This window comes from Pseudomonas parafulva (assembly GCF_000800255.1).
Taxonomy (GTDB): Bacteria; Pseudomonadota; Gammaproteobacteria; order Pseudomonadales; family Pseudomonadaceae; genus Aquipseudomonas; species Aquipseudomonas boreofloridensis.
Genome location: NZ_CP009747.1, coordinates 1,026,359 through 1,038,874 on the forward strand (window position 1 = coordinate 1,026,359; position 12,516 = coordinate 1,038,874).

Annotated in this window: 13 protein-coding genes; 6 read left to right on the forward strand and 7 right to left on the reverse strand. The window is 63.1% G+C overall.

From position 1 onward, the window contains the following. Positions 1-4: 4 nt before the first annotated feature. The 5 genes from NJ69_RS04480 to NJ69_RS04500 form a co-directional block, all read right to left on the reverse strand. On the reverse strand, positions 5-625 hold the full coding sequence (locus NJ69_RS04480) for a response regulator transcription factor (RefSeq protein ID WP_039576511.1): 621 nt from the start codon (positions 623-625) through the stop codon (positions 5-7). A 269-nt stretch (positions 626-894) separates the two neighbouring features. Beyond that, a complete protein-coding gene (locus NJ69_RS04485; RefSeq protein ID WP_029613885.1) occupies positions 895-2,226 on the reverse strand; it encodes a deoxyguanosinetriphosphate triphosphohydrolase in 1,332 nt (443 codons plus the stop codon). Positions 2,227-2,300: 74 nt separating this feature from the next. Beyond that, a complete protein-coding gene (locus NJ69_RS04490) occupies positions 2,301-2,630 on the reverse strand; it encodes a hypothetical protein (protein WP_029613886.1) in 330 nt (109 codons plus the stop codon). Further along, on the reverse strand, positions 2,627-3,001 hold the full coding sequence (locus NJ69_RS04495) for a phage holin family protein (protein WP_029613887.1): 375 nt from the start codon (positions 2,999-3,001) through the stop codon (positions 2,627-2,629). The genes NJ69_RS04490 and NJ69_RS04495 overlap by 4 nt, the downstream gene beginning before the upstream one ends. Before the next feature lie 9 nt (positions 3,002-3,010). Beyond that, positions 3,011-3,325 carry a DUF883 family protein gene (locus NJ69_RS04500; RefSeq protein ID WP_029613888.1) on the reverse strand — a complete coding sequence of 105 codons (315 nt, stop codon included), beginning with the start codon at positions 3,323-3,325 and terminating at the stop codon, positions 3,011-3,013. A 197-nt stretch (positions 3,326-3,522) separates the two neighbouring features. Between NJ69_RS04500 and NJ69_RS04505 the strand changes: the two genes are divergently transcribed. The 3 genes from NJ69_RS04505 to NJ69_RS04515 all read left to right on the forward strand — a co-directional run bounded on the left by NJ69_RS04505 (position 3,523) and on the right by NJ69_RS04515 (position 5,123). After that, a complete protein-coding gene (locus NJ69_RS04505) occupies positions 3,523-3,759 on the forward strand; it encodes a glutaredoxin family protein (protein ID WP_029613889.1) in 237 nt (78 codons plus the stop codon). Between the two features lie 121 nt (positions 3,760-3,880). Next, positions 3,881-4,189 (forward strand): hypothetical protein, encoded by a 309-nt coding sequence (locus NJ69_RS04510; protein ID WP_029613890.1) that lies wholly within the window; start codon positions 3,881-3,883, stop codon positions 4,187-4,189. Positions 4,190-4,238: 49 nt separating this feature from the next. Continuing rightward, on the forward strand, positions 4,239-5,123 hold the full coding sequence (locus tag NJ69_RS04515) for a pseudouridine synthase (RefSeq protein WP_039583093.1): 885 nt from the start codon (positions 4,239-4,241) through the stop codon (positions 5,121-5,123). A gap of 46 nt (positions 5,124-5,169) precedes the next feature. Here the strand turns inward: NJ69_RS04515 and NJ69_RS04520 are convergent, their stop codons facing one another. After that, on the reverse strand, positions 5,170-6,735 hold the full coding sequence (locus tag NJ69_RS04520) for a methyl-accepting chemotaxis protein (protein ID WP_039576514.1): 1,566 nt from the start codon (positions 6,733-6,735) through the stop codon (positions 5,170-5,172). 273 nt (positions 6,736-7,008) lie between these two features. Next, positions 7,009-9,750, reverse strand: coding sequence for an aconitate hydratase AcnA (acnA, locus tag NJ69_RS04525; protein ID WP_039576515.1), 2,742 nt, complete (start codon positions 9,748-9,750; stop codon positions 7,009-7,011). A gap of 214 nt (positions 9,751-9,964) precedes the next feature. Between acnA and rlmM the strand changes: the two genes are divergently transcribed. Genes rlmM through pdxB form a run of 3 tightly spaced genes read left to right on the forward strand, consistent with a single transcriptional unit; the run spans position 9,965 to position 12,516 of the window. Next, a complete protein-coding gene (gene rlmM / locus NJ69_RS04530) occupies positions 9,965-11,029 on the forward strand; it encodes a 23S rRNA (cytidine(2498)-2'-O)-methyltransferase RlmM (RefSeq protein ID WP_039576516.1) in 1,065 nt (354 codons plus the stop codon). 41 nt (positions 11,030-11,070) lie between these two features. Next, positions 11,071-11,313 (forward strand): sulfurtransferase TusA, encoded by a 243-nt coding sequence (gene tusA, locus NJ69_RS04535; RefSeq protein WP_029613893.1) that lies wholly within the window; start codon positions 11,071-11,073, stop codon positions 11,311-11,313. Between the two features lie 60 nt (positions 11,314-11,373). Continuing rightward, positions 11,374-12,516, forward strand: coding sequence for a 4-phosphoerythronate dehydrogenase PdxB (gene pdxB / locus NJ69_RS04540; protein ID WP_039576517.1), 1,143 nt, complete (start codon positions 11,374-11,376; stop codon positions 12,514-12,516).

A 12,516-nucleotide genomic window follows, 5' to 3' on the forward strand; every position in this document is an offset into this window, starting at 1 on the left:
CACCTCACACCAACGCGTTGCGCTTGGCCGCTTCTATCAACTCGACCAGTGTTGAAACCTGCAGTTTCTGCATCAGACGTTTCTTGTAGGTGCTGACCGTTTTGTTGCTGAGAAACATGCCTTTGGCGATGTCCTTGTTGCTACGCCCCATGGCAAACAGCTGAAGGACCATCAACTCTCTGTCGTTGATCTGTCGGAACATTTCCAATTCCTGAGCGGATGATTCAGTTCCGTTTTTTATTGCCTGACTGGGGAAGTAGTTGTATCCGCAGAGCACGGCCTTGACGGCACTGAGCAGCTCGCTCAGATCTTCCTGTTTGCACACGAAGCCAGCGGCGCCTGAATGCATGCACCGGATGGCGAACAAGGCTGGCGATTGTGCGGTGAGCACTAGCACTTTAGGTGGAAGTCCGATGGCCTGGAAACGCGACAGTACCTCCAAGCCGTCGAGACGGGGGATGCTGATGTCCAGAATAACCAGGTCCGGCAGGGTTTCACGGATCATCTGCATGGCATCGACGCCATTGTCGGATTCGCCGATGACCGTGTAATCCTGGTTTTCCAGCAACAGGCGTACGGCCAAACGAATGACAGGGTGGTCATCAACGATGAAGATCGTGCTCATATCAACTTCCCGGGCGATGAGTGGCAAAGGCGAGCGAGACCTTATCGCAGTTGACAGACATCGGGCGTATGAGCGTGCAGTACAGTGTAACTATGGGAAAAAACCTACAGCGATGTACTACAGTTGTTTCGAATATTTACAACTCACGGGTAGAAATCGGTAGGCAGCCTGCATCCGTCAATATTTGTTTGTGGTCGTTTAGACGGGGGATGCTTGTGTAGGAACTTGCCTTCAACAGGCGCGAGGCCTTCACCTCGCGCCTATCGAGATCAGTGGGGGATGGACCGTCCGGTCATTTCGCCAGCCATTTCACTGGCGTAGCTGTCGGTCATGCCGGCGATGAAGTCGATCATCCGCAAGAACGCATTGTGCAGCGAGCCGTGCGGATCCGGTGCGTGATTACCGATCAGGTCCAGTACGCGTCGGCTCTTGAACGATGGCGTACGACCGCCGTGTTGTTCCAGTGCGGCGCCGCAGAAGGCGTTCAGCAGGATTTCCAGCGTGGTGTAGGCACCGATCTCGTGAAGGGTCTTGCGCTTGTCCTGGAAAATTTTCTTGCGGGCGATTTCCTTGGCCTGGAGCACGCAGTGTTTGGCCGGACCATGCATGTGCTCGACCAGATCGCCACTGAGCACGCCGGCGAGCAGGGCCGGTTGCTGTTCGACGAATGCCTGGGCTGCGGCATTGGTCAGATGTTCGATGGCCTTGCCGCGCAGGATAGCCAGCTTGCGCCGTCGTGAATCGTCGGGTCCCAACTGGCGATAAGTGTCCGGTAGGTCGTCACCCACCAGGTCCAGCAGCAGCGCCTCCACTTCCGCGTATTGCAGCAGCTCCATCTCCACGCCGTCTTCCAGATCGATCAGGGCATAGCAGATGTCGTCCGCCGCCTCCATCAGATACACCAAGGGATGACGCGCCCAGCGCTGCTCTTCCAGTTGCGGCAGGCCGAGTTTCTGGGTGATCTGCTGCAGGAGCGGCAATTCGCTCTGGTAGCAACCGAACTTGTGTTTCTTGTACCCGAGTGCATCGGCGTGTCGAGCGCTCCAGGGGTACTTCAGGTAGGTGCCTAGGGTGGCATAGGTAAGCCGGGTGCCGCCGTCGAACTGATGGTATTCCAATTGCGTGAGTACGCGAAAACCTTGGGCGTTGCCTTCGAAATTGAGAAAGTCGGCGCGCTGATCGTCGTTCATGTCATCCAGCCAGCCGCGCCCGGCAGCTTGCTGGAACCAGTGGCGGATCGCATCTTCACCGGAGTGGCCGAAGGGCGGATTGCCAATGTCGTGGGCCAGGCAGGCCGACTGCACGATCATGCCCAGGTCGCTGGGGTCGCACCATTCGGGCAATGCCTCGCGCAGGGTCTGGCCGACCCGCATCGCGAGCGAGCGGCCGACGCAACTGACTTCCAGTGAGTGGGTCAGGCGGGTATGGATATGGTCGTTGCTGGACACCGGATGAACCTGAGTCTTGCGGCCCAGGCGGCGGAAGGCGCCGGAGAAGATGATGCGGTCGTGATCTTTGTGAAACGGGCTACGCCCGAGTTCCTCGGGGCTGTACAGGGCCTTGCCGAGGCGTTCGCGGTTGAGCAGGGTGTGCCAGTCCAAGGCGTGATCTCCGTCAGGGGGTGGCCATAGCTTCCCGATTAGCAGGCGCCCGCGCAAGCGTCGGGCGCCGGGCTTCAGCCGCGACGACCGTTCTTCAGGTACAGGCGCACCAGCGGCGCCAGGCTGCCGCCCAGACGCAGCAGGCGTGCCAGCGTACCGTTACGCACGCCTTTACCGGTCAGAAAGCCCATCGCGACGACGGCGCCAATGCCCCAGAGCGGCGCGTGCTTGATGCCGAGTCCGTCCTGAACCGAAGCGCCCATGCCACGCAGGCGTCGGACCGGTTCGAGCAGCTGCCCGGATTCGTGGCGAATTTCCTGGCGATGCATTTCCATGCGCAGACGCAGCAAGGCCTTGCGCAGTTCGCGCGGGTTACGGCTGGTGGGCAGTTCAGGCAGGCTCATGGCAACAGGCGCTCCCGGTCCTTGGCAAGTTCTTCGAGGGTGCTGTGGAACGGTGAAGACTCATCGAATACTGCCGCTTTCAGACGCACGCCACAGAACACTGCGGCAAGGCCGTAGAACACGCAGAGGCCGATGATACCGGCCAGCCGATAGCTGTCCCACAGCAGCACGAGCAACAGCCCCGAGAGTGCGGTCAGCAACAGCAGTGCGAACACCAGTGCCAGGCCCGCGAACAGCAGCAGACGCAGCGTACGACCCTTTTGCTCCTGCAACTCGATGCCGAACAGTTCGATATGACTGTGCAGCAGGCCCAGTATGGCCGCGCCGAGGCGTCTGCCGGTGGCGCCGGTGCCGATGGCGTCGTTGTCCATGCGTCCTCCTCAGCGGCGGCTGGCAAGCAGGCCGATCAGCAGGCCGACACCCGCTGCGATGCCGATGGCCTGCCAAGGATTTTCCTGCACGTATTCTTCGGCAGTCCCCAGAGCGGCCTGGCCGCGCTCGCGCACCGATTCCTGGGTTTCCTGCAAGCTGTCACGGGCCTGCTGCAGGCGTTCGTGGATCTGGCCGCGCAGTTCGTCAGCCTGATCGCCGGCCAGGTTAGCGGTGTCGGCGAGCAGTTTCTCGGTGTCGCGCACCAGTGCTTGGAAGTCAGCCATCAAGATGTCTTGTGCAGTCTTTGCCGATTTGCTGGCCATGGGCCTCTCCCTGTTGATGTCTGTGGGTCTTTCGAGTGATGAGTGTGGCCGAAGGTTCAGCCGCTGTCGTCGCTGCGCCCCTTTGCGCGCAGCGCCAATGGGTTGGCACCCGCACAGGCGAGGACTGCTGGGCAGATGCAGCGCGCGACCAACGGGCCTAGAATAGCTTTCTTTTCACCACGCCCGGGAACTGGACCATGCTGCCTGAATGCCAATTGCTCGGCACCTTGGGGTGCCATCTGTGCGAAGTGGCCGAAGCGGTGCTCATGCCGTTCGTCGAGCACGGGCTGCTGGTGGAGTTGGTGGACATCGCCGATGACCCAGCGCTGTTTGAGCAATACGGGCTGGTCATTCCGTTGTTGCGGCGTTGTGACAGCGGTGCCGAATTGCTCTGGCCGTTCGAAGCTGAGCAGGTCGTCGCGTTTCTACGCTGACCGCCTTTGTGGTCGCCCGCGAGTGCCGTCCATCGGAGAAGGCGAGGGCGGCCTTGGGTGAATTGACGGGACGGTGCAGGGTTCGTATGCTGTATAAATATACAGTATCCGGGATAAGGTCATGCATAACGTCGAGCAACTGAAGTACAGCGTCAATCGCATGTCTCCCGACACCGTCTGCGATGCCGTGCTCGAACTGCGCATGGAAGGCGTGGTCACCGACGATCGCACGCCGTTCGGCAAGGTGCATTTCAACACCTGTTTCGCTGAAATCGAGGCGCTTTTTCAGCGCGCTGGTTTCCACCGGCCGTTGGATGTGGTGGGCTACGAAGGCATGGTTTATGCCCTCTACGACGCCGGGCGCTGGGAAGCCGTGCAGGTGTTGCGTTGGCTCAAGTCGCGTTGCGAACTGGCCCACGAAGCTGGTTGATCATGTGGCCATTGGCGATAATGCCTGCCCCCTGACTGCCGAGTACGCCATGTCCACCCCGTTCGACCCTGCACGTCAGCAAGCCAGCACGGTTTGCCTTCCTCCTGGGCGTTGGGCCACCGTGCTCGACTGTCTCTGCGATCACTTCAAGGCGATCGCCCGCGAGCAGTGGCTCGATCGCTTCGCCCGTGGCCGTGTACTCGATGCCAACGGTCAGCCTGTCGCTGCCGATCTGCCTTACCGCCGTGGCTTGCGCCTGCATTACTTTCGTGAAGTGCCTAACGAGCGCCCCATCCCGTTTCAGGAAACCCTCCTGCATTGCGACGAGCATCTGGTGGTGGCCGACAAGCCGCATTTCCTGCCAGTCACCCCCACCGGCGAGTATGTCGAGCAGACCTTGCTGCGTCGCCTGATCCGCCGTCTGGACAATCCGCACCTGGTGCCCTTGCACCGTATCGATCGACACACGGCAGGGCTGGTGCTGTTTTCGGCCAACCCGCAGTCGCGCACTGCGTATCAGCAGTTGTTCCCACAGCGCCGCATCGAGAAGCGCTATCAGGCCATCGCCGCTCCTCTGCCGCAGCGCAGCTTTCCCTTGGTGCATCGCAGCCGTCTCGAGCATGGTCAGCCGTTTTTTCGCATGCAGGAAGTGCCGGGTGTGGCGAATAGCGAGACCCTGGCCGAGGTGTTGAAGCGTGACGCAGAGCGTTGGCTGTATAGCTTGTCGCCGGTCACCGGCAAGACCCACCAACTGCGGGTGCATATGGCCGCGTTGGGAGCGGCGATCTGCAACGATCCGTTCTATCCCGATCTGCAGCCGGACGTCGACGACTACCAGAAACCCTTGCAGTTGCTGGCCCACAGCCTTCGCTTCGAAGACCCACTGAGCGGAGAGGCGCGCGAGTTTGAGAGTCGTCTGACCCTGGCCTGGTGATCAGGCATGGGCCAGGGCGACCAGCTCGCCCTGGCCCATGGCCGGTTCAGCGGTTGAAGCGCTCCACCAGCGAGTACTGGGTACCTGCCGTGCTGGTCAGTTCCTCGCTGAGCGATGCCGAATGCTGGGCCTGTTCGGCGGTCTGGTCGGCCAGGTCGGCGATGGTGCTGATGTTGCGACTGATCTCCTCGGCCACCGCCGATTGCTCTTCGGTGGCCGCCGCGATCTGGGTCGCCATATCGGTGATATTGGCCACCGCCTCGCTGATGCCCACCAGCGCCTGATCGGCCTGCAGCACGCGTTCGACCCCTTCTTCGGCCTGGCGATGGCCGGTCTCCATGGTCTGCACCGCATTGCTGGCGGTTTGTTGCAGCTTGGCGATCAAGCCATGGATCTGCCCGGTGGATTCGGCGGTACGCTGCGCCAACTGACGGACCTCGTCAGCCACCACGGCGAAGCCGCGACCCATTTCTCCTGCCCGCGCCGCTTCGATGGCCGCGTTGAGTGCCAGCAGGTTGGTCTGGTCGGCGATACCTTTGATCACGTCCACCACGCCGCCGATTTCGTCACTGTCCTTGGCTAGTTGGGTAACGGTCTGACCCGTTTCGCCGACGGCTACCGACAGGCGCTGGATGGCGTCGCGGGTTTCTCCGGCGATCTGCCGACCTTCGCTGGTCAGGCGGTTGGCTTGCTGGGTAGCGTCGGCCGCACGTTGCACGTGGGTCGCCACTTCCTGGGTGGTGGCCGCCATCTGGTTGACGGCAGCCGCGACCTGCTCGGTCTCTACCCGCTGGCGCTCCAGGCCCGACGAGCTCTTGTGCGCCAGTTGATCGGACTGTCGGGCCTGCTCGCTGAGGTGCTCGGCGCTGTCCTGAAGGCGGGTCAGGCACGTCTTCAGGCGCGATTCCTGACTGAGCATGGCCATTTCCAAACGTGCCTGAACGCCCCGGCTATCGGTATACATCTGGGCGATCAGCGGATCGGAGGTGGTCTGCTCGGCCAGGCGCAACAGGCGCTTGAGGCCCCGTTGCTGCCAGCTCAGTCCGAGCAGGCCCAATGGCACGGAAACCGCCGCAGCCAGTGCGAAGCCCCAGGAATGGCCGAACCAGTTGCCGATCAGGAAGCCGATCTGGCTGATGAGGATGAATGGCACCCAGTCCTGCAGCACCGGCAGCCATTTGTCGCGGCGCGGTATTGCCGTCTTGCCTTGGTTGATGCGCTGGTAAAGTGCCTCGGCCCTGCGGATCTGTTCGGCACTGGGCTTGACCCGCACCGACTCGAAACCGACCACCTGGTCGTTGTCGAAGATCGGCGTAACGTAGGCATTGACCCAATAATGGTCGCCGGACTTGCAGCGGTTCTTAACGATCCCCATCCAAGGCTGCCCTTGCTTGAGGGTCTGCCACATATGGGCGAAGACTGCTGCTGGGACATCCGGGTGGCGCACCAGATTGTGCGGCGCGCCCATCAATTCCTCGCGCGAAAAACCACTGATCTCGATGAAAGCATCGTTACAGTAGGTAATCACGCCCTTGGCGTTGGTGGTGGAAATCAACCGCTGCTGAGCAGGGAAAGTCCGTTCTCTCTGTGTAATCGGCTGGTTGTTGCGCATGGGTTGCTCGATCCGCGTGGCTTTCCCCAAGTATCGGCACGTCAGGGAATTTATTGAGCCGATATTTGTCCCGCTTGATCCAGAGCAAAGAGTCAGCGTCCGCTATCGGTTACGGAAGGCGGATTTTAGCGGGAATTAGCGGCATGATTACATTTTTTAGGCGGTTTTGTGACGGATTGGTCACAGGTGTCATTGGCTGACTTGTAGGATGATCTGTGCAGAAGCGGCGTTTGTAACTGGCCGCCTCTGCACAGTGTGTTCACCCGATCTGACTCAACCTGCGATCAGTTGACGCAGCACGTAGTGCAGGATGCCGCCGGACTTGAAGTATTCCACTTCGTTGAGGGTGTCGATGCGGCATAGCACTTCGATGTCCCGCTGCTGACCGTCCTGCGCGGTGATGCGCAGGGGCAGGCTCATGCCGGGGCGAATCTGCGTACCCTCCAGGCCCATCACATCAATTCGCTCCTTGCCGGTAAGACCCAGGCGCTTGCGATCCTCGCCGGCCTTGAATTGCAACGGCAGTACGCCCATGCCTACCAGGTTGGAGCGGTGGATGCGCTCGAAGCTCTCGGCCAGCACGGCCTTGACCCCCAGCAGATTGGTGCCCTTGGCCGCCCAGTCACGGCTGGACCCTGTGCCGTACTCCTGACCGGCGATCACCACCAGAGGTGTGCCTTCCTGCTGATAGCGCATGGCCGCATCGTAGATCGACAGTTTCTCGCCGCTGGGCACGAACAGGGTGTTGCCGCCTTCTTCGCCGCCGAGCATCTCGTTGCGGATACGGATGTTGGCGAACGTACCGCGCATCATCACTTCGTGGTTACCCCGGCGAGAGCCGTAGGAATTGAAGTCGTGTGGTTCGACACCTTTGCTGCGCAGGTAGCGACCGGCGGGGCTGTCGGTCTTGATATTGCCAGCAGGTGAGATGTGGTCGGTGGTCACCGAATCGCCAAGCAACGCCAGGATTCTTGCGCCGCGGATGTCGGTAATTTCCGGCAGAGGTCCGGCAATGTCCTCGAAGAAGGGTGGGTGCTGAATGTAGGTGGAATCGTCCTGCCACACGTAGGTCGCAGCCTGTGGCACTTCGATGGCCTGCCACTGGGCATCGCCGGCGAAGACCTCGGCGTATTCCTTGTGGAACATCGCGGTATCCACCTTGGCCACGGCGTCGGCAATTTCCCGTTGGCTCGGCCAGATGTCCTGCAGGTATACCGGTTTGCCATCCTTGCCCGTGCCCAGTGCATCGCGGGTCAGATCGATGCGCACGCTGCCGGCCAGGGCATAGGCCACCACCAATGGGGGCGAGGCCAGCCAGTTGGTCTTGACCAGTGGATGCACGCGGCCCTCGAAGTTGCGGTTGCCCGAGAGCACCGAAGCGACGGTGAGGTCGGCGCGGGTGATGGCTTTTTCGATGGCCTCGTCCAGTGGCCCGGAGTTGCCGATGCAGGTGGTGCAGCCATAGCCCACCAGGTCGAAGCCCAGTTCGTCCAAGTACTGCGTCAGGCCTGCGGCCTGGAAGTAGTCGGTCACCACCTTCGACCCTGGAGCCAATGAGCTCTTGACCCAAGGTTTGCGCGTCAGACCCTTCTCAACGGCTTTCTTGGCCACCAGCCCGGCAGCCATCATCACGCTGGGGTTGGACGTGTTGGTGCAAGAGGTGATGGCGGCGATCACCACCGCGCCGTCACGCAGCGTGTGGGTCTGGCCGTCGTGCGTGTAGGCGATCTCGCCGGCCTGGTCGGCATTGCCGACCGCCACGCCGCCGCCGCCCTCGCTTTCCAGCCGACCAACCTCCTTGGCCGGCGGCTTGGGCTGCAATTCGACGAAGCCGTCGAACGCCTGGCTGACATCGGGCAGCGCCACCCGGTCCTGAGGCCGCTTGGGTCCGGCCAGGCTGGCTTGAACCTCATGCATGTCCAGCGCCAGGCTGTCGCTGAACAACGGCTCTTGACCCGGATTTCGCCACAGGCCCTGGGCCTTGCAGTAGGCCTCGACGAGTTCGACCGTCTCATCCGGACGGCCAGACAAGCGCAGGTAGTCGAGGGTCACCTCATCGACCGGGAAGAAACCACAGGTGGCCCCGTATTCGGGGGCCATGTTGGCCAAGGTGGCGCGGTCGGCCAAAGGCAGCTCGGCCAGGCCGTCGCCGTAGAACTCGACGAACTTGCCCACCACGCCTTTCTTGCGCAGCATCTGCGTGACGGTCAGGACCAGGTCGGTGGCGGTGATGCCTTCGCGCAGCTTGCCGGTCAGCTTGAAACCGATGACCTCTGGAATCAGCATCGATACCGGTTGACCGAGCATGGCGGCCTCGGCTTCGATGCCGCCGACGCCCCAGCCGAGTACGCCCAGGCCGTTGATCATGGTGGTGTGCGAGTCGGTGCCGACCAAGGTGTCGGGGAAGGCGTAGGTGCGGCCGTCTTCTTCCCGGGTCCAGACGGTGCGACCCAGGTACTCCAGGTTCACCTGGTGGCAGATGCCGGTGCCCGGCGGCACCACGCGGAAATTGTCGAAGGCGCTCTGGCCCCAGCGCAGGAAGGCGTAGCGCTCGCCATTGCGCTGCATCTCGATGTCGACGTTCTCGGCAAAGGCGGCCTGGCTGGCATAGTGATCGACCATCACCGAATGGTCGATCACCAGATCCACTGGCGACAGCGGGTTGATCCGCTGCGGGTCGCCGCCGGCCTTGGCCATGGCGGCGCGCATGGCCGCCAGGTCGACCACGGCGGGCACGCCGGTGAAGTCCTGCATCAGCACCCGCGCCGGGCGGTACTGAATCTCTCGGTTGGAACGGCGATCCTTGAGCCAGTCGGCCAGGGCGTGCAGGTCCTCGCCGCTGACGGTCTTGCCGTCCTCCCAGCGCAGCAGGTTCTCCAGGAGCACCTTGAGCGACATGGGCAGGCGATCGAGGTCGCCCAATTGGCGGGCGGCTTCTGGCAGGCTGAAGTAGTGGTAGGCGCGTTGGCCCACCTGGAGGGTCTTGAGGGTGTTCAGGCTATCGAGCGAGGGCATTGCCAACTCCTTCTGCGCCGGTGCCCGGCACTCGTCGATGCCGGTGTCACCGCTCTGTGTCGGCCCGCACGGCACGGGCCTGGCTGATCGATCAGGGTAGACCGCTTTGGCGGTACTGACCCTGTTCTGGACCTGCGGGGCATGTCGCAGGTTCCGAACTTCCTTTATCATTCGCCGCCCTGGCGCTGTCTGCGCCAGTGATGTGGAGTGAGAGATGACTACCCTGTTCATGCATTGCCGCCCCGGCTTCGAGGGCGAAGTCTGCGCCGAAATCAGCGAGCATGCCGCACGCCTGGGCGTTGCCGGCTACGCCAAGGGCAAGCCGCATAGCGCCAGCGCCGAGTTCGTCTGCCTGGATGAGGGCGGCGCGGAACGGCTGATGCGTGAGCGCCGCTTCGATCGGCTGATTTTTCCGCGTCAGTGGGCGCGTGGCGACTACCTCGATCTGCCGGAAACCGACCGCATCAGCGTATTGCTGGCGCACCTGGCACAACTGCCGGTGTGCGGCAGCCTGTGGCTGGAGGTGCTCGACAGCAACGATGGCAAAGAATTGTCGACCTTCTGCCGCAAGTTCGAAGGGCCACTGCGCAAAGCGCTGGAGAAGGCGGGCCGTTTGATTGACGATCCCACCGCGCCGCGTCTGCTGCTGACGTTCATCAGCGGTCGGCGGGTATTCGTCGGCGTGGCTGAAGCCGACAACTCGGCGCTTTGGCCCATGGGCATCCCGCGCCTGAAGTTCCCGCGCGAGGCGCCGAGCCGCTCGACGCTCAAGCTCGAAGAAGCCTGGCATCAGTTCATCCCGCGCGAGCAGTGGGAGCAGCGCCTGAACGACGACATGACCGGGGTCGATCTCGGCGCGTCGCCAGGCGGCTGGACCTACCAACTGGTCAAGCGCGGCATGCTGGTCACCGCCATCGACAACGGCCCCATGGCCGAGAGCCTGATGGACACGGGTCTGGTGCAGCACCTGATGGCCGACGGCTTCACCTGGAAGCCCCGGCAGACCGTGGACTGGATGGTCTGCGACATCGTCGAGAAGCCGGCGCGTACCGCCTCGCTGATCGAAACCTGGCTGGGCGAGGGCCTGTGCCGCGAAGCGGTGGTCAACCTCAAGCTGCCGATGAAGCAGCGGTACGCCGAGGTGCACAAGCTGCTCGAACGTCTGGAGGCGGCGTTCAAGGCGCGCAAGATCAAGGTGTCGATCGCCTGCAAGCAGCTCTACCACGACCGCGAGGAAGTGACTTGCCACCTGCGCAGGCTCGACCTGAAGCCGCGCTGAGCCCGTCCGGCGCGATATCCACCCCATTTGCGGAGCCCAGCATGACCGACCTGACCCCAGACGCGACCCTCGATGCCACCGGCCTCAACTGCCCGGAACCGGTGATGATGTTGCACCAGCACGTGCGCAACCTGAACGCCGGCGGCTTGCTGAAGGTCATCGCCACCGATCCCTCGACCCGGCGTGACATCCCCAAGTTCTGCACCTTCCTCGGCCACGAACTGGTGCAGCAGCACGAAGAGGCCGGCACCTACCTGTACTGGATCCGCAAGAAAGCCGACTGACCCAGGCTGGATCGCCCGGCGTGCAGCGCCTACACTGCGCTCCCCCACAGGAGAGCGCCCATGCTGATCGTTGCCGACGAAAATATCCCGCTGCTCGATGCCTTCTTCGCCGGGTTCGGTGAAATCCGCCGCTACCCAGGGCGGGCCATCGACGCGGCCTGCGTCAAGGACGCCGATGTGTTGCTGGTGCGCTCGGTGACCCGCGTCGATCGACAACTGCTCGAGGGCAGTCGGGTGCGCTTCGTCGGCACCTGCACCATCGGCACCGATCACCTGGACCTGGAGCACTTCGCCCAGGCCGGTATCCAGTGGAGCAGCGCCCCAGGCTGCAATGCCCGGGGCGTGGTGGACTATGTGCTGGGCAGCCTGTTGACGCTGGCCGAACTCGACGGCGTGGCGCTCGGCGAACGGGTCTACGGTGTGGTCGGCGCCGGCGAAGTCGGTGGCCGCCTGGTGCGGGTACTGCGGGGGCTGGGCTGGCAGGTACTGGTGTGCGATCCGCTGCGCGCGGCGTGCGAGGAGGGCGAGTTCGTCAGCCTGGAGACGGTGCTGGAGCGCTGCGATGCCATCAGCCTGCATACGCCGCTGCAACGCGACGGCGAGCACCCCACTTGGCATCTGCTCGACGCCTCCGCGCTCGCCCGCCTGCGCCCTGGCGCCTGGTTGATCAACGCCAGCCGTGGCCCGGTGGTCGACAACGCCGCCCTGCGTGCGCTGCTGCTCGAGCGTGACGACGTGCACGCGGTGCTCGACGTCTGGGAGGGCGAGCCCCAGGTCGACCTGGGGCTGGCCGAGCTGTGCACCCTGGCCACCCCGCACATCGCCGGCTATAGCCTGGACGGCAAACAGCGCGGCACAGCGCAGGTCTATCAAGCCTTCTGCCGGGCTCAGGGCCTGCCTGAAACGGTGCGTCTGGGCGACCTGCTGCCGCCGCAGCCGCTGGCGAGCGTGGAGCTCGATGCCAGTGCCGATCCGACCTGGGCCTTGGCGACCCTGTGCCGGGCAGTCTACGACCCCCGCCGCGACGATGCGGACTTGCGACGCAGCCTGAGCGATGACGCAGAGGCCCAACGCGCGGCCTTCGACCTGCTGCGCAAGCACTACCCGGCGCGTCGCGAGATCGAAGGGCTGCGGGTGCGGGTGCCGGAAGGGGCGCCGCGGCTGGCGCAACTGGTCAATGCGCTGGGGGCGGCACTGGTCTGA

What these genes read in the sequence shown, in the direction of transcription:
- NJ69_RS04490 (WP_029613886.1), bottom strand. Translation starts at nt 2,630, where the DNA reads ATGAGCCTGCCTGAACTGCCCACCAGCCGTAACCCGCGCGAACTGCGC.
- tusA (WP_029613893.1), top strand. Translation starts at nt 11,071, where the DNA reads ATGACCGACCTGACCCCAGACGCGACCCTCGATGCCACCGGCCTCAAC.
- NJ69_RS04480 (WP_039576511.1), bottom strand. Translation starts at nt 625, where the DNA reads ATGAGCACGATCTTCATCGTTGATGACCACCCTGTCATTCGTTTGGCC.
- pdxB (WP_039576517.1), top strand. Translation starts at nt 11,374, where the DNA reads ATGCTGATCGTTGCCGACGAAAATATCCCGCTGCTCGATGCCTTCTTC.
- NJ69_RS04505 (WP_029613889.1), top strand. Translation starts at nt 3,523, where the DNA reads ATGCTGCCTGAATGCCAATTGCTCGGCACCTTGGGGTGCCATCTGTGC.
- NJ69_RS04520 (WP_039576514.1), bottom strand. Translation starts at nt 6,735, where the DNA reads ATGCGCAACAACCAGCCGATTACACAGAGAGAACGGACTTTCCCTGCT.
- NJ69_RS04500 (WP_029613888.1), bottom strand. Translation starts at nt 3,325, where the DNA reads ATGGCCAGCAAATCGGCAAAGACTGCACAAGACATCTTGATGGCTGAC.
- rlmM (WP_039576516.1), top strand. Translation starts at nt 9,965, where the DNA reads ATGACTACCCTGTTCATGCATTGCCGCCCCGGCTTCGAGGGCGAAGTC.
- acnA (WP_039576515.1), bottom strand. Translation starts at nt 9,750, where the DNA reads ATGCCCTCGCTCGATAGCCTGAACACCCTCAAGACCCTCCAGGTGGGC.
- NJ69_RS04515 (WP_039583093.1), top strand. Translation starts at nt 4,239, where the DNA reads ATGTCCACCCCGTTCGACCCTGCACGTCAGCAAGCCAGCACGGTTTGC.
- NJ69_RS04495 (WP_029613887.1), bottom strand. Translation starts at nt 3,001, where the DNA reads ATGGACAACGACGCCATCGGCACCGGCGCCACCGGCAGACGCCTCGGC.
- NJ69_RS04510 (WP_029613890.1), top strand. Translation starts at nt 3,881, where the DNA reads ATGCATAACGTCGAGCAACTGAAGTACAGCGTCAATCGCATGTCTCCC.